We start from the raw sequence: 21,050 nt of genomic DNA, 5'->3' as shown, positions 1-21,050 counted from the left end.
TCGCAATCGGTGCCACCATGGACGCCATGACCGCCGCCCCTGCCACCGGATTCGACGTGCCGCTCATCGACATCTCGCCGTATACGCGGAACGGCGATCCCGCCGATCGGGCCGTGGTCGCGGCGAGGTTCGACGACGCGGCGAGTTCGGTCGGCTTCATCCAGGTCGTGGGGCACGAGATACCGGCGGCGGTGATCGACGAGTTCACCGCGGTCATGGACGACTTCTTCGCCCTTCCACTCGAGCTGAAGAAGACCTACCGCACGCCTCCCGAGATCAACCGGGGATACGCACCACCGAAGTCGGAGTCTCTCTCCCTGTCGCTGGGCGTCGAGTCCGCAGGGCGTATGAACGACTTCTTCGAGGCGTTCAACGTCGGTGTCGAGGCGACGCAGTACCCCGAACTCGACCTGCCGGCCGACCAGTACGCGACGAACACCTGGCCGGCGGTCGCCCACTTCCAGGCGGCGGTCTCGGCGTACTTCGGCGAGGCCAGACGCGTCGCGCACACTCTGACGAGGATCTTCGCCGACGCCCTCGACCTGCCCGCGGACTTCTTCGAGGGATTCACCGACCACTCGCTCGACGTGCTGCGGATGAACAACTACGCCCTGCCCCCGGGCGAGATCGAACTCGACGGCGAGCTGACCGGCATGGGGGAGCACACCGACTACGGCATCGTGACGGTGCTGTGGGCCGACCAGGTCAGGGGTCTCCAGGTCCTCGACCAGGGCGGTGTATGGCACGACGTGACCCCCGCCGACGGTGCCCTGCTCATCAACCTCGGTGACCTCATGGCGCGCTGGACCAACGAGCGCTGGACGTCGACCCTGCATCGGGTGAAGCCGCCGGTTGTCGACGGCACGGTGGAGCGGCGTCGATCGGCGGCCTACTTCCACGACGGAAACCTCGACGCCATGATCACGACGCTGCCGTCGTGCGTCGGAGCCGGCAGTCGCTATTCGCCGATCACCGTCGGCGAGCACATCGGCGCCAAGCTCGCCGGCTCGCGCGCGGGGCGTCCCAATCCGCATGCCAGTCGTGAGGCGGGCCGCGTCCGGCAGGCGATGCGCCGGAGTCAGGGGCAGCAGTAGTCGTTCGGGCGTATGTCAGTCCGCGGTGAGCACACCCGGGTACGACGCCCGCCGTGCCGCGGTCACCGGGCAATAGTGCATCGGGTTGCCGCGCTCGCTCTGCGGCGGAAGATTGCGTTTGGGCGTGTGCACGATCGGTGCATCCACGGCGACCTTGCCGTGCACGCGATCCCACGCATCGCGCGGTCGGGGGTGGCGCAGTGCCCGCTTGGGTAGGAGCTTGTGCATCACGAGGTTGATGCCCTTACCCACCAGACGGAATCGACGTTCGTCCTTGTCGGTCCACTCGAGCCCGAGGATCTCGCGGATCGGCTCGTCGTAGAACCCGGTGGTCAGCCACATGAACAGTTTCTGGTTCTGCGGCACCAGGTACCGGTCCCACAGCCACGTCGGGACGAAGCTCAGGAACGGCGGGGGCGGCAGCTGGGTGATGTCGAGGACCGTGCGGACCGACACGTGATCACGAAGCACGTTGCGGCACATGTGGTCCCAATACTCCAGGAAGTCCTCGTAGGTCTCCGGGACGGGACGCATGGAGACGCCGTACTGGGCGTACCATGCTTTGGACTCCTCGAAGAGCTGACGCTTCTGGTCCTCGGTGAGGAAGGGGCCGAAGCGTTCGCACAGTCGGACGTTGCCGTACCAGAACGTGGCGTGGGCCCAGTAGAAGACGTCGGGATCCAATGCGTGATAGCGGGACCCGTCCTCCATGGTGCCCTTGACGGTGAGGTGGTAGTCGCGCACCTCTTCCCCCGTCCGGGCACCCGGGATGACGGAGTCGAAGACGACGCCGCTGATCGGGTACAGGGAGCGCATCAGGCGCTGCCACCGTTCGCCGAAGAAGTCCGAGTGGTCCCACACCGCCGCACCCAGCTTGGGATGCATGTTCTGGATCGACCCGGCCCACAGACCTTGGAACATCCCCGTCCAGGTCCCCCAGATCTGCCAGGTCAGCGAATCCGGGCCAAGGGGTTCGTAGCCGTGTGTCGCCGACGACGCCGCGCCGGCCGGGCAGGTGGCCTCGGCCGACGCGGCGTCGACGGGACAGGTGTCCTGGGAAGCGTGCAGAACCTCGGCCATGAGACGAAACGATAGGTTCGTCTCACTCGGGTGTCAACCGAGGTCTACCGGGAGTCACTCCGGATTCTCGTGGGTCACCGCCCGGTACCCGCGCGCTCCGGCGCGGTCGACGGCGGCGCGAACGAGACCGAACACGAGTCCTTGCAGCGCGGCGGCCACGAGAACCTCGGTGTTGCTGCGCTCGAGATCCTTGGGATCGGGCGCCGACTCGTCGTCGGAGATCCGCTTCCAGATCTGCCCGAACACCGCGCCGGCGGCGATACCGCCGAGCACGCTGGTCGCGAGGGACATCGGTTTGTACATCGCCTTCGATACGGCACTCATGACAGCTCCTTGCTCTTGGCTCGACTACAACCGTCCGACGGCGGACTCTCAGCGACGACGGCCGGTCAGCGACGACGGCGGCGGATCACGATGAACGCGCCCAGCGCCACCACCGCGGCGACGGCCGCACCGATCAACACGGTCTGGTTCTCCTGGGCCTTCACCTGCGCGGTATGCGCGGTTTTCGACGCCGCCTCGTTCACCCGCGCCGGGACATCCAGCTTGGCCGCGAGAGCGTCGACCGTCTCGGCCAGCTCCTCCCGCTGTTGTTCGATCGGCGGCGGATCGTCGGTCGGATTCTGGTCGGGATGTGTCTCACTCATCTACAGGTGCTCCTTCACAGTCGCCACGTCACGCTGGACACTCTCGACGGTTCGCTCCGGTGCCGGGGGCACAGCGGATTTCGCGCGCTTGGCGCCGATCGCCGCGGCGGCCCCGCCGATGACCAGCAGCACGACGCCGACGATCACCGCTGCCAGCCACGCCGGCACGGCGTTCGCCAGTCCGAGCACGGCCGCCGCGACCAGCGTGCCGAGGCCGAACAACACCAGCAGCGTGCCCGCGCCGGAAATCCCCGCACCCACCCCGATCCGGGTGCCCTTGCCCTTCATCTCCGCGACGGCGTGCTGCAGTTCGGTCTTCACCAGGGTCGTCGTCTGCTGTTGCAGACGTTCGACGAGTTGCACGGTCGACAAGTCGTTCACAGACGGATCACTCACGCTCGTACCTCCTATCGGGACGCTCGTATGCATTCCCGCGGCGGTCGAAGCCGAAACGTCGTGTCCGCGAGATCAGCACCGACGGAATCGGATCTCCGATCAGCATCGACGAAATCGGATCTCCGATCAGCACCGACGAAATCGGATCTCCGATCCGGGCACCAGCTGCGCGGCCAGGTCCACCGCGCCCGCGGCGAGGACCGCCACCACGGGGTAGCCGCCGGTGACCGGGTGATCGGCGAGGAAGATCACCGGACGGCCACTGGGCGGGACCTGGACCGACCCGTGGGCGATCCCCTCCGAACGGAGTTCGGCGGCGCCGGCGCGATGGGCGAGGAGCGGCTGCGCCGATCCCTCCGCGCGGTCGATCCGCACCCCGACCCGATTGCTGTCGGATCCGACCAGCCACGTTCCGACGAACAGGTCGGACGGCAACTCGAGATGTCCGGCCCGCGGGCCCTCGTGGCACTCCAGCACGACGACACGCGGGTGCTCGCGGTCGGCGGGGGCGGACAGAGTGGTGGGCCAGTCGCCGGCCGCATCGCCCACGGGCAGACGGTCGTCCGTGCCGAGAGGTGGCGGTCCGAGCCCGGACAGCGTATCGGTCGACCGGGAACCCAGTACGGGCTCGACGTCGATCCCACCCCGCACGGCGATGTAGTTGCGCAACCCCCAGCCAGGGGTGTCGAGCGCCAGCTCGTCACCGCCGCGCAGTACCAGTGCCGCGGCGAGCCCCGCGGGGACTCCGTTGTGGCGCACCACGGTATCCGCCCCGGTGACCGCCACCAGGACGTCGGCGTCGACGCATGCCCGGAACCCGCCCAGCGTCGTCTCGACGACTGCCGCCCACTCCGCGTTGCCCACAAGGCGATTGGCCAGCGCGAGGGCCCCACGATCAGCACCGCCGGAACCGGGGACACCGAGATCGGCGTAGCCGGGTCGGCCGTGGTCCTGAACAGTCGCGAGGGGTCCCGTCGCGAGAACGGTCAGCGAGGTCATGTGTCGTCGCGTCCGGCGTCGACGAAGCGGACCACCCGGCCCGCAGCGAGCCGGGCGGGGGGATCGGCACCGGCATCCCACAGCCGAACATGGGTGCGGCCCAGCAACTGCCACCCGCCGGGACTCGACCTCGGGTACACCGCGCTGTACCCGGCGGCAATCGCGACCGACCCCTCCGGAACATTCGTGCGGGCCTCCCGGCGTCGGCCGACGGCGTCGAACGGATGCGCTGCCTCGTCGTCGGCGACGAGATACCCGAAACCCGGTGCGAAGCCCATGAACTGGACGCGCCATCGGGTGCGACAGTGCAGCCCGATCACCTCGTCGGTCGTCATCTCCAGTGTTGCAGCGACATCCGGGAGGTCGGCACCGTCGTAGACGACCGGGATGACGATCTCGTGGGTGCTGTGGGTGTCGGGATCGCCCGCGCGCTTCCGACGCCGGAGCGCCCGGCGGACACCGAGTTCGTCCAGCCCGCGGCCGGGACGGGCCTGGACCAGGACGGTGTGCGCGCTGGGCACGAGGTCGGTGACCTCGGGGAGTTCACCACCCCGGATCGCTTCGCGGAGCGCCGCGACCGCGCTGAGTACGGCGGCCGACGGTGAGTCGTCGGCCGAGAAGTCGAGGACCACCGCGTCGGGGCCCGCCGGCAGTTCGTGCATCCAACGAACTTACCCCGCGCGACACGGTGTCCCACCGATTGAACTCGGGCGGAGGGGCCTGCGTCCGGTGGCAGACTCAGAGAGGACGGGCGCGGGATGGCCGACGCGGAACGTGAGGAGAGACAGTGAGAGAGATCGTCGTCTGCGGTGAGGCGCTCGTCGATGTCGTACAGCAGGGCGGTGGCCGGCACGACGCGACCGCCGGCGCTCTGGCGCCGTTGCAGCCCGCCCTCGGGGGTGGCCCGTTCAATGTGGCAATCACGCTGGGCCGGTTGGGGAGTGCGGTCTCTCTGCTGTCCGCGGTGTCCACCGACACCTATGGCGATGCGGTCCTCGACGCACTCCGGGCCGCCGGCGTGGGAACCGCGTTGGTCCAGCGTCGTGACGAGCCCACCTCGTTGGCCCTGGCGACCATCGCCGACGACGGTTCGGCGCACTACTCCTTCTATGTGGAGGGCACCGCGGATCGCGCGATCGGCGATCCCGGCGCACTGCCGCCGACGGTGGCGGCGGTGACCTTCGGGACCCTATCTCTGGTCCTGGAGCCCGGTGCCACGGTGTACGAGAACCTGATGCGCAGATGCCGGGCCGAGGGCCGAGTCGTGGTGTTGGACCCGAACATCCGGCCCGCGGTCATCGCGGACCCCGAGGCCTATCGTCGGCGCTTCCGGAGCTGGATGTCGTCGGTGGACGTGGTCAAACTGTCCGACGAGGACGCGGCCTGGCTCAACAAGGGGTCCGCGGGAAGTTCGACGACAGACTGGCTGGCCGACGGCGTCGCCGCGGTGGTCACCACGGCGGGAGCCTCGGGCATCACCGTCCGGACCGCGGTCGGTGAGGTGAGTTCGCCGGCGCCGGCCGTCGACGTCGTCGACACGATCGGTGCCGGGGACAGCGTGCTCGGGGGCCTTGTCAACCACCTGGATCGGCGTGGTCGACTCACGCCCGGAGCAGTGCGATCCCTGACCCTCCAGCAGTGGCGGGAAGCGGCTGAATTCGCAGCTCACGTGGCTGCGGTGACGGTCTCGAGGCCCGGCGCCGACCCTCCGTGGGCGGGCGAGCTGAGAAGCGACTAGGTTGTACCTGTGTGTCCTACCCGGTCACTGTAAAAATCTCTGATCTGAATAAGGGGTTCGTGTGTCTGCTGAAACAGTCCCAGCCGACCAGGCGTCCGACACGGCCTCAGCGACCTTCACCTACCCCGGTGGACAGCTGGAGCTCCCGATCCTGAAGGCCACCGAGGGCACCGACTCGGTCGCGCTCGGCAAATTCCTGGCCGAGACCAATCTGACCACCTTCGACGGTGGCTTCGTGAACACCGCGTCGACCAAGTCGGCCATCACCTACATCGACGGTGACGCCGGCATCCTGCGCTACCGCGGAATCCCGATCGACCAGCTGGCCGAGAAGTCGACCTTCATCGAGGTGAGCTACCTGCTCATCTACGGGGAGCTCCCGACTCCGTCGCAGCTCGAGGACTTCACCACCAAGATCCAGCGCCACACCCTCCTGCACGAGGACCTTAAGCGCTTCTTCGACGGATTCCCCCGCAACGCGCACCCGATGCCGGTGCTGTCGAGTGCGGTCAACGCGCTGTCGGCCTACTACCAGGACTCGCTCGATCCCAAGGACGACGAGCAGGTCGAGCTGTCGACGATCCGCCTCCTCGCGAAGCTGCCGACCATCGCGGCGTACGCGTACAAGAAGTCGGCGGGACAGCCGTTCCTGTATCCCGACAACTCGCTGAGCCTCGTCGAGAACTTCCTGCGGATGACCTTCGGCTTCCCCGCGGAGCCCTACGAGGTCAACCCCGAGGTCGCCAAGGCCCTCGACATGCTGTTCATCCTGCATGCCGATCACGAGCAGAACTGTTCCACCTCGACCGTCCGCCTGGTGGGCTCGTCGCAGGCCAACCTGTTCACGTCGATCTCCGGCGGCATCAACGCGCTCTGGGGCCCGCTGCACGGCGGCGCCAACCAGGCCGTGCTCGAGATGCTCGACGACATCCGGGCCGACGGTGGCGACACCAAGGACTTCATGAAGCGGGTGAAGAACAAGGAGGCCGGCGTCAAGCTGATGGGCTTCGGTCACCGCGTCTACAAGAACTACGACCCGCGCGCCGCCATCGTGAAGAAGACCGCCGACACGATCCTGGAATCGCTTGGCGTGCAGGACGACCTGCTCGACATCGCCAAGGGTCTCGAAGAGGTCGCCCTCAACGACGACTACTTCATCGAGCGCAAGCTGTACCCGAACGTGGATTTCTACACCGGTGTCATCTACCGTGCGATGGGCTTCCCGACGCGCATGTTCACCGTGCTGTTCGCGCTGGGACGCCTGCCGGGATGGATCGCGCACTGGCGCGAGATGCACGAGGACCCGACCACCAAGATCGGCCGTCCGCGTCAGCTCTACACCGGCTACACCGAACGCGACTACGTGCAGATGGGCGATCGCTGAGCGACCGTTCCGACGCACCGCCTGACCGCCGAACACCCGACTCAAAGGAGAGTCCAGTGACCAGCACCGAGAAGCCAGTGGTCGAGTTCCAGGCGGGACCCCCGCCGGCCGACCTCACCATCTCCGACCTCATCGTCGGCGAGGGCGAGGAAGCCGCTCGCGGCGGCATCGTCGACGTCCACTACGTCGGGGTCGACTACGAGACGGGCGAAGAGTTCGATTCGTCGTGGGATCGCGGCCAGTCGGCCAACTTCCCGCTGGACCGGTTGATCCCGGGCTGGCAGGAAGGCATCCCCGGGATGAAGGTCGGCGGACGCCGCCAGCTGACGGTTCCGCCCGAGCTGGCCTACGGCTCCGCCGGTGCCGGACACCGTCTCTCGGGACGGACCCTCGTGTTCGTCATCGACCTGCTCGGAGTGGGCTGACGTCCGCCACCGAACTGGTCTGGCTCAGGCGCGATCTACGCCTGAGTGACCTCCCGCCGCTCGCCGCGGCCGCCTCAAGGACCGATTCGTCGGTCCTCGTGTGCTTTGTGGTGGACCCGCGGCTGGAGAAGTCCGCGGGCGAGCGGCGGCTCGCGTTCCTGTTCGACTCCCTGCGGGAACTGGACGACAAGCTCGACGGCAAGCTGCTGGTCGTGCGGGGCCGACCCGAGGTCGAGATCCCGAAGCTGGCCCGAGCGGTCGACGCCGAACGGGTGCACATCTCCGAGGACTTCGCCCCGTTCGGCCGCCGACGCGACGAGGCCGTCGCCGACGCGCTCGGCGACATCGAGCTCGTGGCGACCGGGTCGCCGTACCTCGTCTCACCCGGTCGCGTCACCAAAGACGACGGGGAGCCGTACAAGGTGTTCACCCCGTACTTCAAGCGGTGGCGTGACCACGGCTGGCGTGCGCCCGCCGACTCGTCGGTGCCTGCGAAGGAGATCGTCGACCCGTCGGACCTGACGAAGACCGGGCGCATCAAGGTACCGAAGTCGCCGACCGGTTTGTCGTTGCCCGCCGGTGAAGACGCGGCGCTCGAGCGGTGGGCCGAGTACGTCGACAACGGTCTCGCCGACTACGACTCCGGCCGCAACGATCCCGCGGGTGACAGCACCAGCCGGATGTCGGCGTATCTCAAATACGGCAACATCCATCCCCGCACGATGGCCGCCGATCTCGGCAAGGGCAAGGGGCCGCAAGCGTATCTACGCGAACTCGCCTTCCGCGACTTCTACGCCGACGTGCTGTTCCACTGGCCACATAGCTTGTGGCACAACTGGAATCGACAGTTCGACGGCATCGACCTCGACACCGACAAGAAGGCCTACGAGCGTTTCGACGCGTGGAAGGCAGGGCGTACCGGTTTTCCGCTCGTCGACGCCGGGATGCGTCAGCTCGCGGAGACCGGGTACATGCATAATCGGGTGCGCATGGTGACCGCGTCCTTCCTCGTCAAGGACCTGCACCTGCCGTGGTGGTGGGGAGCGGAATGGTTCCTCGAGCAGCTCATCGACGGTGACATGGCGTCGAACAACCACGGCTGGCAGTGGGCCGCCGGTACGGGAACCGATGCGGCGCCGTACTTCCGGGTGTTCAACCCCGAGGCGCAGGCCAAGAAGTTCGATCCCGACGGCGAGTACATCCGACGCTGGGTCGGTGACGTCGACGCCGACGACTATCCCGAGCCGATGGTCGATCACAAGGCCGAGCGCGAGGAAGCGCTCCGCCGTTTCGGCCAGATCTAGCTGACCTCAGAGGACGAGTCCGTCAGAATGGTGGCGGGTTCTTGAGGAAGTCGCGACGGTCGGCTTCGAGTTCGGCCTCGCGTCGTTTCTTGTTTCGGGCGCGTTCTTGTCGCCGGCGGGCCAGTTTGGCGTCCAGTCGGCTGTGTGTGCGGTCCGGGTTGTCGTCGGAGGTGATGACGTGTGGTGTGGGTGGGGCTTGGGCGGCTTGCTCGAACCGGATCCGCCGCAGGTTGGGGAAGGTGTCTTCCAGCGTTTCGGCATCGCCGGGCAGGGTGACCCCTTCGGGGGTTTCGTATTCGGTGACCAGGCGGCCGTCGTCGTCGCGGTATTGCACATCGACCCAGTCCCCGTGGGTTTTGAACAGGTGACTAGGTCGGCATTTGGCGTTGAGGTTCTCACTCGACGTCGCCCCACCGCGGGCGGGGTCGGTGTGGTCGTATTCGGTGACGTGGTCGAGATCGCAGGCGAATGCTGAACGGGTGCAGCCGGGTTCGGTGCAATAGCCGTCCCGCACCCGCACGAAATCCGCGCACGACGAAGTGGGCCGGTACCCGTTGCCGGGATGGGTCGCCGGATACACCACTGCTACGCCCGCGGCGAGGCCACCGGTCCCGCCGACATCACCGGGTTCGGCTGCTTCGACATCAGTGCCGCCGTGGACAGTCGACTCGACTGTGTCAGCCGGCGCGGGGCGATGGGCTGTTCGCTGTGCTGCATCGTCGGCGGTGCTGCCGGCCACGTAGGTGGGTTGGGTGCGGGCGGGGGTGACCGGGGACAGCGTGGCGTCGGGGCGGGCGGCGAGGTCACGGACGTGTTCGTCGCTGATGATGCCGTGTTCGTCGAGGAACCCGACCCCGGGTGCCCCGGCCAGGGTGGCGGCATCGGTGACCACATGGATCACGATCTCGGCGCGGACCGCGTCGAGGACGCTCTGTGGATCCGGGATGTCGGCAGTGCAGGGATCGTCGTCGTCGCACTGGCAGTCGAAGCTGGTGCGGGTCAACAGCGCGAACATCGCATCGGATCGTCGTATCCCCTGGGTGCGGGCGTCTCGCTGACAGACCGTGTCGGCGAGGATGGCGACGGCTTTGGCCGAGATCCGCACGTTTTCCGCCGACATGACGGCGGTGAGTTCGGCGGTGCCGTCGGGCAGTTCGTGGGTCCACACCCCACGCTGATCCATCGCGTCTTTGCGGCGTTGGCGTACCGCGTCGGGGTCGTGGCGGAACACGAGGCGGTCGACCATGTCGCGCAGGCGCGCCCGATCCCACACGCCTTTTCGGCGACGCACAGTGTCGGCGATCTCGGCATCCAACGCGGGGGTGATCGGGTCATCGGTGGGGATCAGTTCGGTGCGGGAGATGATCAGCCGGATCTGCCACTGCGACAGGACCCCGTCACGCAACGTGTCGGCAACCTCGGGGAGCCGATCCCGCAGCGCGATCGCCTCATCGATCAGGGTCTCGGCATGCCGGCGGGACACCCCGGCCTGGCGGGCGATGCGGGCCGCGCAGTCAGCATGGCCGTCCATCACGAACCCGGACGCGCTGGTGGTGATCAGGCGGTCGGTCATCGCCGCGATCGTCTGATAGCGGTGCCAGGCGAGGTAGGACTCGCCGCGCCGGGTGGCGTCGAGGCCGGCCATCAACATGACCATGTCGGTCTCGGCGGCGTGGGCAGGATCGACCCCGGCGATGTACTCGCCCGGTAGATCGGTCCATGCCTTCACCACGCCCCCCCGACGCCTCTTCTGTCACCCGCTGCGACCAGGTGATCCGTTGAAAAACAATGTAAACCCGGCCACCGACAAGTCCGGTTGAGTCTCCACAGGAGTGACATCGTTGTCGACGAAATAGATTCTGGGCGTTGCGGTGTGGTGTCGTCCGGGTTGGCGACGGTTGAGATCGTCGGGTCGCCGAGTGGTTTCGACACGGCGACTCGCCTAGCGGCTCGTTGCCGGCTCAACCAGCGGGGGTGGGCGACTAGCCTAGCGGCTCGTTGCCGGCTCAACCAGCGGGGGTGGGCGACTCGCCTAGCGGCTCGTTGCCGGCTCAACCAGCGCAGGGGGGTATCGGCTCGACCAGCGGAGGGCGCGGCGAAGGGTCCTGTCACGCATCGCAACAGGACCCTTCGTGACGCTCGCAAGCTCGCTCCTCAGGGATCGGAGGGTGACGCTCGCAAGCTCGCTCCTCAGGGATCGGAGGGTGACGCTCGCAAGCTCGCTCCTCAGGGATCGGAGGGTGACGCTCGCAAGCTCGCTCCTCAGGGATCGGAGGGTGACGCTCGCAAGCTCGCTCCTCAGGGATCGGAGGGTGACGCTCGCAAGCTCGCTCCTCAGGGATCGGAGGGTGACGCTCGCAAGCTCGCTCCTCAGGCTCAGCGGGCGAGCTTGAGTACCTCGCCCCAGCCGATCCGCGAGCCGGTGCGCAGGATGGACCGCTGGTAAATCCGCGCGGCGATCCACGTGGCGGCCGCGCACGCGGCGCCCATCAGGCCGAAGGTGACGATGATCTGGACGGCATCGGTGTCACCGGTCGCGATGCGCATCGGCATGAGTGCCGCGCTGAACGGCGGTATCCAGCTGAGCACCTCGATCAACGTCGAATCCATCGCCTGCACACCGAAGATGCCGGAGTACAGCACCGCCACCGCAAGGAATGTCAGCGGCGCGGACGACGAGTTCAGCTCCTCCTGCCGGGAGACGATGGCCCCGGTTGCCGCGTAGAGCGAGGAGAAGAACAGGAAGCCGAGCAGGAACCAGGCGATCACCGCCGCGAACATCCCGATGGCGGCGCCCGGAAGGGTGAGGATTCCGGTCGCGGTGCCCGCGATCAGCGCGGTGGCACCGAGCAGCACCACCTGCCCGAGGGCGACCACACCGATGCCGATGATCTTGCCCCACAGCAGATGCAGCGGCTTGATGGTCGCCAGGAGCAGTTCCACGACGCGCGACGTCTTCTCCTCGACGACGCCGACGGCGACCATCGTGCCGCCCATCATGATCGCGGTGACGAGCAGCACCACGCCGACCATCGCGATGAGCAGGCGCTGTCCCTCGTCGGGGTTGTCCGGTTCGGTCTGCGAGACCGAGATGTCCACGGTCGGCAGGGTGGCGGCATCGACACCGCGTTCGGCCAGTGCCGCAGAGAGATTCGCCTGCGACACCGCGGTGCGGATCGGGCCCTCCACAGCCGGTTCGAGGCTGTCCTTGGTGATGATCACATACGATCCCGGCGTCTCTCCGGGCACCAGCGCGGCCTTCACGTCGCCGCTGTTGACCCGATCGCGTGCCTGTTCGACGGTGTCGGCCGGCTCGGTGGCGATCGTCGTGCCGGAGGCCTCACCGACGGAGACGATGGATTCGGCGACGGCGGCCGGCTGACCCACGACGGCGACCTTTTCGACGTCGTCGCCGCCGGAGAACAGGTTGATGATGATGGACCCGGCGACGATCACGATCATCAGCAGCGCGGTACTGACGACGAAGGACTTGGTCTTGGCGCGCGTGGTGATCTCGCGGCCGGCGACGAGTCGGATCGCCTGTGCGGCAGATGCTCTCGGATCGGAACCGGTGGTTGCCACCGGGGTGTCGGGTAGCGTGGTCATGCGGAAACCACCTCTCGGAACAGGTCGGTCAGGGACGGGGTCGAGGTCGCGAACCGGTGCACCGGCCCGTTCTGGAGGGCGGTCGCCAGGATCAGCTGATCGTCGGCGATCTCAGGGTCGATCAGCAGGCGGGTCGTCTCGCCGTAGTCGACGCCGCGGACGCCGGGCAGGGAGTCGGCCCACGCGACATCAGCACGCGGCCCGGTGATCTCGAGGGTGATGCCCTCGCGTGCACGCAGGTCGTCGACCGTGCCGAGCGCGCGCATCTCACCGCGCGCGATGATGCCCACCCGGTTGCAGAGTCGCTGCACGAGGTCGAGTTGGTGCGAGGAGAAGATCACCGGGATGCCCTCGGCAGCCTTCTCTTTGAGCACGTCGCTCATCACGTCGACGGCGACGGGGTCCAGGCCCGAGAACGGCTCGTCGAGCACCAGGACGCTGGGATCGTGGACCAGGGCGGCGGCGAGCTGGACCCGCTGCTGGTTGCCGAGGCTCAGGTCGGCGACGTTGTCGTCGTGGCGGGCGCCCACGCCGAGGCGATCGGTCCACCGCTGGACGGAATCCTGCGCCTCGGCCGCCGACATCCCGTGCAGCCGTGCGAGAAAGGTCAGCTGTTCGCCGACCTTCATCTTGGGGTACAGGCCTCGCTCCTCGGGCATGTACCCGATTCGACGACGCAGATCGAGGTCGATCGGCTGGGTGCCGAGGCGAACCTCTCCGGCGTCGGCGGCCAGCACGCCGAGGATGATGCGCATGGTGGTGGACTTGCCGGCGCCGTTGCTGCCGACGAACCCGAAGATCTCACCCGGGTCGACGGAAAAGGTCATGTCGCGCAGCGCGATGAGGTCTCCATACCGTTTGTGGAGCCCGTCGACGATCAGTGGTGCGGTCATTGCGCACTCTCCTCACTGGGAATGGTTGTCGTATCCGATGGCAGTGCTTCGAGATCCTCGGGGTCCGGATCCGCCATCCACCAGGCGGTGAGCATGGTCGGTACGCAGATCGCGGCCAGGACGAGCGTGATGAGCAGGATGGCCGATCCGTAGACCGCCTGGCCGGACACCTGGTCGTCGAAGCTGAGGACGACCAGCACCGCGTACGGGATGAACATCAGGCTGTACAGAACGGTGAAACCGATGGAACGCGCCGAATTGCGTTGCGCCACCTGGATCTCATCGAGAGCGGTGACCGGCGTGTCGGCGATCGACCCGGTGACGATCCGCGTCAGGTACAGGGTCGTGATGATGCCGGCGAGTCCGATCAGGAAGGGCACCAGAAAGATACCGGTGTCGAAGAACGCGAGAATCGAGCTGAGGATCAGCAGGATGGCGAAGAACGCCTGCACGAGCACGAGTCGTCGATAGGTTCGCCGGGTGCGCCACGAGGTGAGGCGGTGTGCGTTCTTGTCGTTGAACTCCTGGTGCCGGCGGCCCCGCCACTCCTCGTAGCGGCGCCAGAGGGCGGGTGTGGCCTCCTCGGGGATGGCCGAATTGGGGTCGTTCATCGTTCACCTCCGGACTCGTCGGTGTGGGTGGCTGGGTGCAGTTCTTGACGGGGCGACGATTGGCGCCGGTACAGCGCCGACGACATCGCCTCGAACTCGTGCCGGCTGAACACCGCCTCCACCGGTAAATCGAAGACGTCGCAGATGCGGAACGCCAGGTCGAGGCTGGGGTAGTTGTCGCCGCGCTCGAGTGCGCCCACCGATTGGACGTTGATGCCGACGACTGCGGCGAGTTCGGCCCGCGACATCCGACGCTCCGCCCGCAGCACGCCGATGCGGTTGTAGATGGGGAGCTTTTCCCCACGGCGTATTGGACTCACCTGACTCAGTGTTGTGAAAACACAACACCTTGTCAAGTGGTGACAACTACGCCGTGTTCCCAGAAGAGCGTAAGGGCACCCCGAGCAGCTCGGCCGCGACCCGTGCCGCCTCCCGCCCGGCGCGATTGGCCCCGATCGTCGAGGCCGACGGGCCGTAGCCGAGCAGTTGGATCCGGGGATCGGCGTCGACGACCGTCGCGAGGCGGCCGGCCATCGTGATGCCGCCACCCGGCGCGCGCAGGCGTAACGGGGCGAGATGGTCGATGGCGCTGCGAAAACCGGTGTTCCAGAAGATGACGTCGACATCCAGGTGCTCCGGGACGTCCGGGTGATCGGGGGAGTCGCCGGATGGTCCGTCGCAGTCCCAGCACACCCCGGTCTCGGTGATGCGTGTGAACATCGGGCGCCACGCGAGGATTCCGTCGCGCTGCGCGGCCGCGATCGCGGGGGTGAGTGCCAGCCCGGTCACCGACACCACCGAGGTGGGTGGGAGCCCGGCGCGCACCCGCCGTTCGACGCGGGCGACGGCCTCGCGCCCCTGCTCGGGGGTGAACGGTTCCGGGTTGAAGACGGGCTCGCGCCGGGAACACCAGAACGTCTCGCTGCCGGGCGCCTCCCGGGCGATCTCGATCAACAATTGGATGGCGGAGATGCCCGCGCCGACGACCAGGACCCGCTTGCCCTCGAACTCCGCGGGCGAGGTGTAGTCGTGCGTGTGCAGCTGCCGGCCGCGGAAATCGGCGGCCCCGGGGATATGTGGGATGAACGGACGGTCCCAGGTGCCGGTGGCGTTGACGATGAGTTTCGAGGTGACCGACCCGCCGTCGCCCAGCTCGGCGCGGAAGCCGTCGTCCTCGCGGCGCACGGCGCGCACGTGCACGGGTCTATGCACGGTCAGACCGAACTTCTCCTCGTACCGCCCGAAGTACTCGGGGACGGCGGTGGCCGCCGGGAGCTCATCACAGTCCAGGCCGAGAGCCTCGACGAGGCCCCACCCCGGCAGGTCGTGGACGCGGTTGGCGGTGGCGAGGGTGAGCGTCGGCCACCGGAACTGCCAGGCCCCGCCGGGCCCGGGGGCGTGGTCGAGCATCTGGTAGCGATCGCCGAGGCCGAACCGCTCGAGAAAATAGGCCGCCGACAGTGCGGCCTGTCCGCCGCCGATGATCAACACATCCGAGTGCGGTGCGGGCGCTGCGCCGGCCGGGGAGATCTGCACGTCCCCACCTTGTCACGACGTGTCGAATGGGTGCGGTGGGTAGGTTGGGGCCCATGATTCACTCCACCACCGACGGGGCGGTCGTCACGATCGAGCTGGACCGGGCCGACAAGCGCAACGCCCTGAACGACGAGATGCTCGCCGGCCTGTCCGATGCGTTCGACGCCGCCCTCGCGTCCGGCGCGCGCGCCATCGTGGTGACCGGGCGGGGGCCGGTGTTCAGTGCCGGCGCCGACCTGTCCGGTCCCGTGTACGAGAAGGGCTTTCTCGACACCCTCGTCGGGACCCTGAAGAAGATCGAGTCATCCCCGGTGCCCGTGCTGGCGGCGCTGAACGGCTCCGCGATCGGCGCAGGATTGCAGCTGGCGATGGCCGCCGACCTCCGGGTGATGGCGCCGGATGCGATTGCGGGCATACCGGCGGCGAAACTCGGTGTCGCCGTTGATGAATGGACCATCCGACGCCTGGTGTCGCTGGTGGGGGCGGGGCAGGCCCGGGGGATGCTGATCGGGTGCGATCCGCTGACCGCCGACCGTGCGCACGCACTCGGGTTCGCCAACCGCATCGGCGACCTCGCCGACGCGCAGCATTGGGCGGACACGATCGCCGGCCTCGCCCCGTTGACGCTGCAGCATTACAAGCTCGTGCTGAACGGCGACGGTGCGCGCGACGCCGCGCCCGAGGATCGGGCGGCGGCGATGATGCGCGCGTGGGAGAGCGACGACCTGCGGGAGGGCCGTGCGGCCCGGGCCGAGAAGCGTCCGCCGCGGTTCACCGGGTCCTGACCCGGAGGGACGCTACCGGCGGTGGATCGGTCCGTCGCCGGCGTGCAGCGGTGCGCCGGTGGCGCCGTGCCGCTCGGCGATGAGTTGCGCCGAGATGGCGACTGCGACCTCGCCCGGGGTGTGTCCGCCGAGATCGAGGCCCAGGGGTGAGCGCAGCCGGGCGAGTTGGATGTCGTCGACGCCCGCCTCGCGGAGGCGTTGGTCGCGATCGGCGACCGTCCGCCGCGACCCGAGTGCACCGACGAAGCCGAGTTGCCGGCAGCCGAGTGCCACCTGCAGGGTCGGGACGTCGAACTTCGGGTCGTGCGTCATCACGCAGACCGCCGTCGACGGACCCACCCGGCCGTCCCGGATCTGTTCCGCCAGATAGCGATCCGGCCAGGAGACGACGACCTCGTCGGCGTCGGGGAAGCGTTCGGGGGTGGCGAACACCGGTCGTGCGTCGACGACCGTCACCCGCATGCCGAGGCCGGCCCCGATAGAACTGAGTGCACGCACGAAGTCGTTGGCGCCGACCAGGATCAACCGGGCCGGCGGCCCGAAGGTCTGCACGAAGGTCCGGGGACGTTCGTCGGACGGGGCATCGCAGTCGTCGACGCCGATGAGGCCGGTCCGGCCGGTGGCAAGGAGGTCGGCGACGTCGCGGTCGAGGCGGCGCCACGGCTGCTGTGAGGCGGCGGTGGCGAAGTACCAGTCGGTCTCGTCGGTGAGGGTCGTGGCCCACGAGACGGGTTCGCCGGCGTCGATCGCCGCCGCGAGTCGGTCGAGCTGGCCGCGCCGACCGCTGCTCGGTGCGACACGTTCGACGAGAACTTCGATCTGCCCGCCGCAGGTCAGACCCGGCGCGGGACTGTCGGGATCGTCGACGCCGTACTGTTCGACGATCGCGACCCCGTCGGCGAGGACGTCGCGGGCGGTGTGCACGAGAGCTGATTCGACGCAGCCACCGGACACCGAACCGATCACGGTGTCGTCCTCGGTCACGATCATGGCCGCGCCGAGCTCGCGGGGTGCCGATCCCGACGCGCCGACAACCCGGCAGAGTGCCACCGGACGCGCGTCGTCGCCGTCGAGGAGTTCGGTCAGGGACCGCAGGACGTCGCGCATGTACTCCAGTGGACCAGATCTCCCCGACTGCGGCCACGTGGGCGGCGGCCGGCCGACGTCACGACTTCTCGATGATCCCGGGGGCGCTGGCCGAACCCGCCGCACGGTAGCCGAACATGCGGCTGAGATCGGCGGCCGCGGAGACGACGGTCGCGGTCAGCTCCTCCGTGTCGTCCGGGTCGAGCCGATAGCGCGGGCCGGAGACGCTCAGGGCCCACACGATGGTGCCCGTGTGATCGCGTACCGGTGCGGCAATCGCCACCAGCCCGACCTCGAGTTCCTCCACCGCCATCGCCCAACCCCGGCGCTCGACCTCGCGCAGGTCGGCGACGAGGTCGTCGATGTCGACGACCGTGTGGTCGGTGAACCTGGTCAACCCGCCCGCGAAGGTCTCGCGCGCCTCGTCTTCGGACAGACCTGTGAGCAGGACCTTCCCCGAGGACGTCGCGTGAGCGGGGGAGGCCTGGCCCACCCAGGTGCGGAGGGCGACCGCGGACGGTCCTTTGGCCTCGACGACGTTGATCGCCTGCGACTCGGCGAGGACGGCGAGATTGGTGGTCTCACCGGTCTGCGCGGCCAGCGCGTCACAGGTGTCCTGCCCACATCTGGTCATGTCGAGGGTTGCCATCGTCGACCCGGCGAGGCGGACCACCGTGAGGCCGATCCGGTACTTGCGACCGTCCGGTACCTGCTCGACGAAACCGCGTGCCTCGAGTGAGGAGACGATTCGGGAGACGGTGGATTTGTGGACGCCGAGCTCGTTGGCGAGTTCGGTGATGCCGGCCGACCCGGCGGACCCGATGAGCTCCAACACCTGCAGTGCCCGATCGACCGCGCCCCCCGGACGTTCGGTCTCCGCACTCTGCTCAGTCATCGCAGCGCCCAGGGTACCGGTCGGGGCGGGTGGGACCGGAACCGCGTCGCGAACCGCGGCAAGCCGTCCCGGGCGGGTCACGGGCGTCGGTGGGTACCCGGAACCGCTCATCTCCGGGTCCGGGTCATCTGAGGATCGACCACCGGGTCGGCGATGACGACGGCCGTGTGATGGGTGGTCTGGTAGGCGACGTCGACCGAGGTGTCGTCGGGGAGGTCGGCGGGCAACCAGGCGTAGGCCAGGCACGCGCCGACCGTCGCCGACCACCCGGCGCTGGTGACGTAGCCGACGACCCGGCCGCCCACCGATACCGGCTCCTTGCCCAGGACGACCGCCGCCGGATCGACGAAACGCAGGGTGCGCAGCGTGTTCGGCGCATCACGCTCGGCCAGGGCGGCGCGGCCGAGGAAGTCGTCCGCGGTCTTGCGGATGGCGAAACCGAGCCCGGCAGCAGCGGGCGTGTGCTCGGTGGTCATGTCGGAACCGGCCGCCCGATAACCCTTCTCGATCCGCAGGCTGTTGAAGGCGATCCGGCCGGCCGCGATGATGCCGTGGGGATCGCCCGCCGCTGCCACCGCGTCCCACAGCGCCGGTCCGTCGGCCGCGGAAGTGTAGATCTCCCAACCGAGTTCGCCCACGTACGAGACCCGCATCAATGTCACCGGGATTCCGGCCACGGTGGTGGTGAGCGCACGGAAGTAGCGGAGGCCGTCGTTGGTGAGGTCGGCCGGCGTGAGCGGTGCCAGCACGTCGCGCGCCAGCGGGCCCCAGAGACCGAGACAGCAGGTGGCCGTGGTGATGTCGCGCAGGACGACCGAGCCGTCCGCCGGGAGGTGCCGGTTGATCCAGTCGAAGTCCAGCGGACCGTTGGCGCCCACCTGGAACACGTCGGCGGCGAGCCGGGCGACGGTCAGATCCGAACGGATGCCGCCCTTCTCGTCGAGCATCAGCGTGTAGGTCACCGAGCCGACGGACTTGTCCATCTTGTTGGTGGTGAGGTGTTGGAGAAGGGCGAGCGCACCCGGACCCGACAGCTCGAACCGGGTCAGCGGGGTCATGTCGTACATCGCGACGTGGCTGCGGGTGTGCGCCGCCTCGGCGACGGAGACAGGCGACCAGTGCCGGGCCGACCAGCTGTCGCGCTCCGGTATGACGAGCCCGTCGGCGAGCTTCTGATCGAGCAGCGGACGGTTGGCCTCGTACCAGGCGGGTCGTTCCCAGAGCCCGCTCTCCCAGAACTCGGCGCCGAGTGCGGCCTCGCGGTCGTGGAACGGGCTGAGACGCACGTTGCGCGGGGCCTTGCGCTGATCGTGCGGGTGGATGATGTCGTAGACCTCCACGAAGGCCTGCGAACTCGTGGTGAGGATGAAGTCGTCGGTGAGTGCGTCGTCTTCGAAGCGGTACAGGTCGGTCTCGTGGACGTCTATACCGGGGGTGCCGTCGATCATCCACTCCGCCATCGTCTTCGCGACGCCCGCCGAGTGGGTCACCCACACGGCCTCGGCGACCCAGAAACCGGCCAGGTCGCGATGTTCGCCCATGACCGAATGGCCGTCGGGGGTGAACGAGAAGATCCCGTTGAAGCCCTCCTCGACCTTGCCGTTGCCGAGTTCGGGTAGCAGGGCCACCGAGTGCTGCCACGCGTCGTCGAAGTCCTCCGGGGTGAACATGAGCTTGGAGGGCATGTCCGCCAATGTGATCGCGGTGTCGTGGTCCAGATCGCCCACGTCCGAGGGCATCGGCCGGTGACCGTAATAGCCGATGCCGATCCGGTCGCCGTGTTCGCGGTAGTACAGGTCGCGGTCCTGGTGGCGCAGGATCGGCAACGTCGCCTCGGCCAAAGCGGAGTTGACGCCCCTGCGAGAGGCGACGGGGGTGGTGATCGCGTATTGATGGGCCATCGGTACCAACGGGATGGTCAGTCCCACCCGGCGGCCGAATTCGCGGCCCCAGAAACCGGTGCAGCACACCACGATGTCGGCGTCGACGACTCCGGTCGTGGTGCGCACCCCGCGCACCTCGCCGTTGGCCTCGACCACGTCGATGACCTCTTGTCCGCCACGGAACTCGGCGCCGCGCGCCATCGCGCGGCGGGCCTGGGCCTCGACCGCGCGCAGCGCTTTCGCGAGGCCGTCGTTCGGCGTGTGCAGCCCGCCGAGGACGGCGTCGCGTTCGAGGAGCGGATGCATCGCAGCGCATTCCGCGGGGTCGACGAGTCGGTGTTCGATGCCACGAGCGGCCGCCCACCCGGCCTTGCGATGCAGGTCCTCCCACCGTTCCAGGGTGGTGGCCAGTTCCAGTCCGCCCACCGGGTTGAAGCACCAACCGTCGGGATGAGCGAGCGCGGAGAACTTCTCGATCGTATAGGAGGCGAGCGCGGTCATCGTCTTGGACGGATTCGTCGCGAAGACGAGGCCCGGCGCGTGCGACGTCGACCCGCCGGTGGCGAAGAGCGGGCCGCGGTCGAGGACGGTGACGTCGGTCCAACCGCGCTGGGTGAGCTCGTCGGCGAGTGAGGTACCGACGATGCCGGCGCCGACGATCACGACTTTCGGTGCAGCCATGGGGAAC

The 21,050-nt window shown here is 68.2% G+C and carries 22 protein-coding genes; 7 read left to right on the top strand and 15 right to left on the bottom strand.

Features of this window, described 5'->3' with window-relative positions; translation table 11 throughout:
• The first annotated feature begins 17 nt into the window (after positions 1–17).
• A complete protein-coding gene (locus B1818_RS17320; protein WP_078113448.1) occupies positions 18–1,094 on the top strand; it encodes an isopenicillin N synthase family oxygenase in 1,077 nt (358 codons plus the stop codon).
• Positions 1,095–1,109: 15 nt separating this feature from the next.
• On the opposite strand, the gene B1818_RS17315 is transcribed toward B1818_RS17320, so the two are convergent.
• The 6 genes from B1818_RS17315 to B1818_RS17290 form a co-directional block, all read right to left on the bottom strand.
• The gene (locus tag B1818_RS17315; protein WP_078113447.1) at positions 1,110–2,174 is read right to left on the bottom strand and encodes an oxygenase MpaB family protein; all 1,065 of its coding nucleotides are present in this window, start codon (positions 2,172–2,174) and stop codon (positions 1,110–1,112) included.
• Positions 2,175–2,228: 54 nt separating this feature from the next.
• Entirely contained in the window at positions 2,229–2,498 is a 270-nt protein-coding gene (locus B1818_RS17310) for a DUF4235 domain-containing protein (RefSeq protein WP_058251595.1), read from the bottom strand.
• Between the two features lie 65 nt (positions 2,499–2,563).
• Entirely contained in the window at positions 2,564–2,821 is a 258-nt protein-coding gene (locus tag B1818_RS17305) for a DUF3618 domain-containing protein (protein WP_065630768.1), read from the bottom strand.
• Positions 2,822–3,217: a phage holin family protein gene (locus B1818_RS17300; RefSeq protein WP_035718303.1), complete on the bottom strand. Its 396-nt coding sequence runs from the start codon at positions 3,215–3,217 to the stop codon at positions 2,822–2,824.
• Between the two features lie 126 nt (positions 3,218–3,343).
• Positions 3,344–4,216: a biotin-dependent carboxyltransferase family protein gene (locus tag B1818_RS17295; protein WP_078113446.1), complete on the bottom strand. Its 873-nt coding sequence runs from the start codon at positions 4,214–4,216 to the stop codon at positions 3,344–3,346.
• Entirely contained in the window at positions 4,213–4,878 is a 666-nt protein-coding gene (locus tag B1818_RS17290; RefSeq protein ID WP_078113445.1) for an allophanate hydrolase subunit 1, read from the bottom strand. Before B1818_RS17290 ends, B1818_RS17295 begins: the two co-directional genes overlap by 4 nt.
• A 125-nt stretch (positions 4,879–5,003) precedes the next feature.
• Between B1818_RS17290 and B1818_RS17285 the strand changes: the two genes are divergently transcribed.
• From B1818_RS17285 to B1818_RS17270, 4 genes are all read left to right on the top strand, one after another.
• Entirely contained in the window at positions 5,004–5,954 is a 951-nt protein-coding gene (locus B1818_RS17285) for a carbohydrate kinase (RefSeq protein ID WP_078113444.1), read from the top strand.
• Between the two features lie 61 nt (positions 5,955–6,015).
• The gene (locus B1818_RS17280; RefSeq protein WP_078113443.1) at positions 6,016–7,338 is read left to right on the top strand and encodes a citrate synthase; all 1,323 of its coding nucleotides are present in this window, start codon (positions 6,016–6,018) and stop codon (positions 7,336–7,338) included.
• Positions 7,339–7,394: 56 nt separating this feature from the next.
• Positions 7,395–7,763, top strand: coding sequence for an FKBP-type peptidyl-prolyl cis-trans isomerase (locus tag B1818_RS17275; protein WP_058251588.1), 369 nt, complete (start codon positions 7,395–7,397; stop codon positions 7,761–7,763).
• Between the two features lie 14 nt (positions 7,764–7,777).
• Entirely contained in the window at positions 7,778–9,067 is a 1,290-nt protein-coding gene (locus tag B1818_RS17270; protein WP_058251685.1) for a deoxyribodipyrimidine photo-lyase, read from the top strand.
• A 22-nt stretch (positions 9,068–9,089) separates the two neighbouring features.
• Here B1818_RS17270 and B1818_RS17265 read toward each other — a convergent pair whose 3' ends face one another.
• Entirely contained in the window at positions 9,090–10,799 is a 1,710-nt protein-coding gene (locus B1818_RS17265; RefSeq protein ID WP_078113442.1) for an HNH endonuclease signature motif containing protein, read from the bottom strand.
• 400 nt (positions 10,800–11,199) lie between these two features.
• On the opposite strand from B1818_RS17265, the gene B1818_RS17260 reads away from it, so the two are divergent.
• Entirely contained in the window at positions 11,200–11,460 is a 261-nt protein-coding gene (locus tag B1818_RS17260; protein WP_139363042.1) for a hypothetical protein, read from the top strand.
• On the opposite strand, the gene B1818_RS17255 is transcribed toward B1818_RS17260, so the two are convergent.
• From B1818_RS17255 to B1818_RS17235, 5 genes are read right to left on the bottom strand one after another with little or no spacing between them, the layout of a single operon-like run.
• Positions 11,444–12,673, bottom strand: a complete 1,230-nt coding sequence (locus B1818_RS17255) for an ABC transporter permease (protein ID WP_058251586.1) — start codon at positions 12,671–12,673, stop codon at positions 11,444–11,446. The two genes, B1818_RS17260 and B1818_RS17255, sit on opposite strands and share 17 nt — an antisense overlap.
• The gene (locus B1818_RS17250) at positions 12,670–13,566 is read right to left on the bottom strand and encodes an ABC transporter ATP-binding protein (RefSeq protein WP_058251585.1); all 897 of its coding nucleotides are present in this window, start codon (positions 13,564–13,566) and stop codon (positions 12,670–12,672) included. Before B1818_RS17250 ends, B1818_RS17255 begins: the two co-directional genes overlap by 4 nt.
• Complete coding sequence (locus B1818_RS17245; protein WP_058251584.1) at positions 13,563–14,177, bottom strand: hypothetical protein; 615 nt, start codon at positions 14,175–14,177, stop codon at positions 13,563–13,565. Before B1818_RS17245 ends, B1818_RS17250 begins: the two co-directional genes overlap by 4 nt.
• Entirely contained in the window at positions 14,174–14,497 is a 324-nt protein-coding gene (locus B1818_RS17240; RefSeq protein WP_058251583.1) for a helix-turn-helix transcriptional regulator, read from the bottom strand. Before B1818_RS17240 ends, B1818_RS17245 begins: the two co-directional genes overlap by 4 nt.
• 46 nt (positions 14,498–14,543) lie before the next feature.
• Positions 14,544–15,713 (bottom strand): NAD(P)-binding domain-containing protein, encoded by a 1,170-nt coding sequence (locus B1818_RS17235; RefSeq protein WP_078113440.1) that lies wholly within the window; start codon positions 15,711–15,713, stop codon positions 14,544–14,546.
• A gap of 53 nt (positions 15,714–15,766) precedes the next feature.
• Here B1818_RS17235 and B1818_RS17230 point away from each other — a divergent pair, with 53 nt between their 5' ends.
• Positions 15,767–16,498 carry an enoyl-CoA hydratase gene (locus tag B1818_RS17230; protein WP_058251581.1) on the top strand — a complete coding sequence of 244 codons (732 nt, stop codon included), beginning with the start codon at positions 15,767–15,769 and terminating at the stop codon, positions 16,496–16,498.
• A gap of 12 nt (positions 16,499–16,510) precedes the next feature.
• On the opposite strand, the gene B1818_RS17225 is transcribed toward B1818_RS17230, so the two are convergent.
• The 3 genes from B1818_RS17225 to B1818_RS17215 form a co-directional block, all read right to left on the bottom strand.
• Positions 16,511–17,605, bottom strand: coding sequence for an XdhC family protein (locus tag B1818_RS17225; RefSeq protein WP_058251580.1), 1,095 nt, complete (start codon positions 17,603–17,605; stop codon positions 16,511–16,513).
• Between the two features lie 58 nt (positions 17,606–17,663).
• Entirely contained in the window at positions 17,664–18,479 is an 816-nt protein-coding gene (locus B1818_RS17220) for an IclR family transcriptional regulator (protein ID WP_078113464.1), read from the bottom strand.
• Between the two features lie 107 nt (positions 18,480–18,586).
• On the bottom strand, positions 18,587–21,043 hold the full coding sequence (locus B1818_RS17215; RefSeq protein ID WP_078113439.1) for an FAD-dependent oxidoreductase: 2,457 nt from the start codon (positions 21,041–21,043) through the stop codon (positions 18,587–18,589).
• Between the last annotated feature and the right edge of the window lie 7 nt (positions 21,044–21,050).

Origin of the sequence: Gordonia sp. IITR100 (assembly GCF_002009645.1) — a bacterium.
Taxonomy (GTDB): Bacteria; Actinomycetota; Actinomycetes; order Mycobacteriales; family Mycobacteriaceae; genus Gordonia; species Gordonia hongkongensis.
This window is presented reverse-complemented; position numbering and strand designations above follow the sequence as displayed.

What these genes read in the sequence shown, in the direction of transcription:
- B1818_RS17320 (WP_078113448.1), top strand. Translation starts at nt 18, where the DNA reads ATGGACGCCATGACCGCCGCCCCTGCCACCGGATTCGACGTGCCGCTC.
- B1818_RS17315 (WP_078113447.1), bottom strand. Translation starts at nt 2,174, where the DNA reads ATGGCCGAGGTTCTGCACGCTTCCCAGGACACCTGTCCCGTCGACGCC.
- B1818_RS17310 (WP_058251595.1), bottom strand. Translation starts at nt 2,498, where the DNA reads ATGAGTGCCGTATCGAAGGCGATGTACAAACCGATGTCCCTCGCGACC.
- B1818_RS17305 (WP_065630768.1), bottom strand. Translation starts at nt 2,821, where the DNA reads ATGAGTGAGACACATCCCGACCAGAATCCGACCGACGATCCGCCGCCG.
- B1818_RS17295 (WP_078113446.1), bottom strand. Translation starts at nt 4,216, where the DNA reads ATGACCTCGCTGACCGTTCTCGCGACGGGACCCCTCGCGACTGTTCAG.
- B1818_RS17290 (WP_078113445.1), bottom strand. Translation starts at nt 4,878, where the DNA reads ATGCACGAACTGCCGGCGGGCCCCGACGCGGTGGTCCTCGACTTCTCG.
- B1818_RS17255 (WP_058251586.1), bottom strand. Translation starts at nt 12,673, where the DNA reads ATGACCACGCTACCCGACACCCCGGTGGCAACCACCGGTTCCGATCCG.
- B1818_RS17250 (WP_058251585.1), bottom strand. Translation starts at nt 13,566, where the DNA reads ATGACCGCACCACTGATCGTCGACGGGCTCCACAAACGGTATGGAGAC.
- B1818_RS17245 (WP_058251584.1), bottom strand. Translation starts at nt 14,177, where the DNA reads ATGAACGACCCCAATTCGGCCATCCCCGAGGAGGCCACACCCGCCCTC.
- B1818_RS17230 (WP_058251581.1), top strand. Translation starts at nt 15,767, where the DNA reads ATGATTCACTCCACCACCGACGGGGCGGTCGTCACGATCGAGCTGGAC.
- B1818_RS17225 (WP_058251580.1), bottom strand. Translation starts at nt 17,605, where the DNA reads ATGCGCGACGTCCTGCGGTCCCTGACCGAACTCCTCGACGGCGACGAC.
- B1818_RS17220 (WP_078113464.1), bottom strand. Translation starts at nt 18,479, where the DNA reads ATGACTGAGCAGAGTGCGGAGACCGAACGTCCGGGGGGCGCGGTCGAT.
- B1818_RS17215 (WP_078113439.1), bottom strand. Translation starts at nt 21,043, where the DNA reads ATGGCTGCACCGAAAGTCGTGATCGTCGGCGCCGGCATCGTCGGTACC.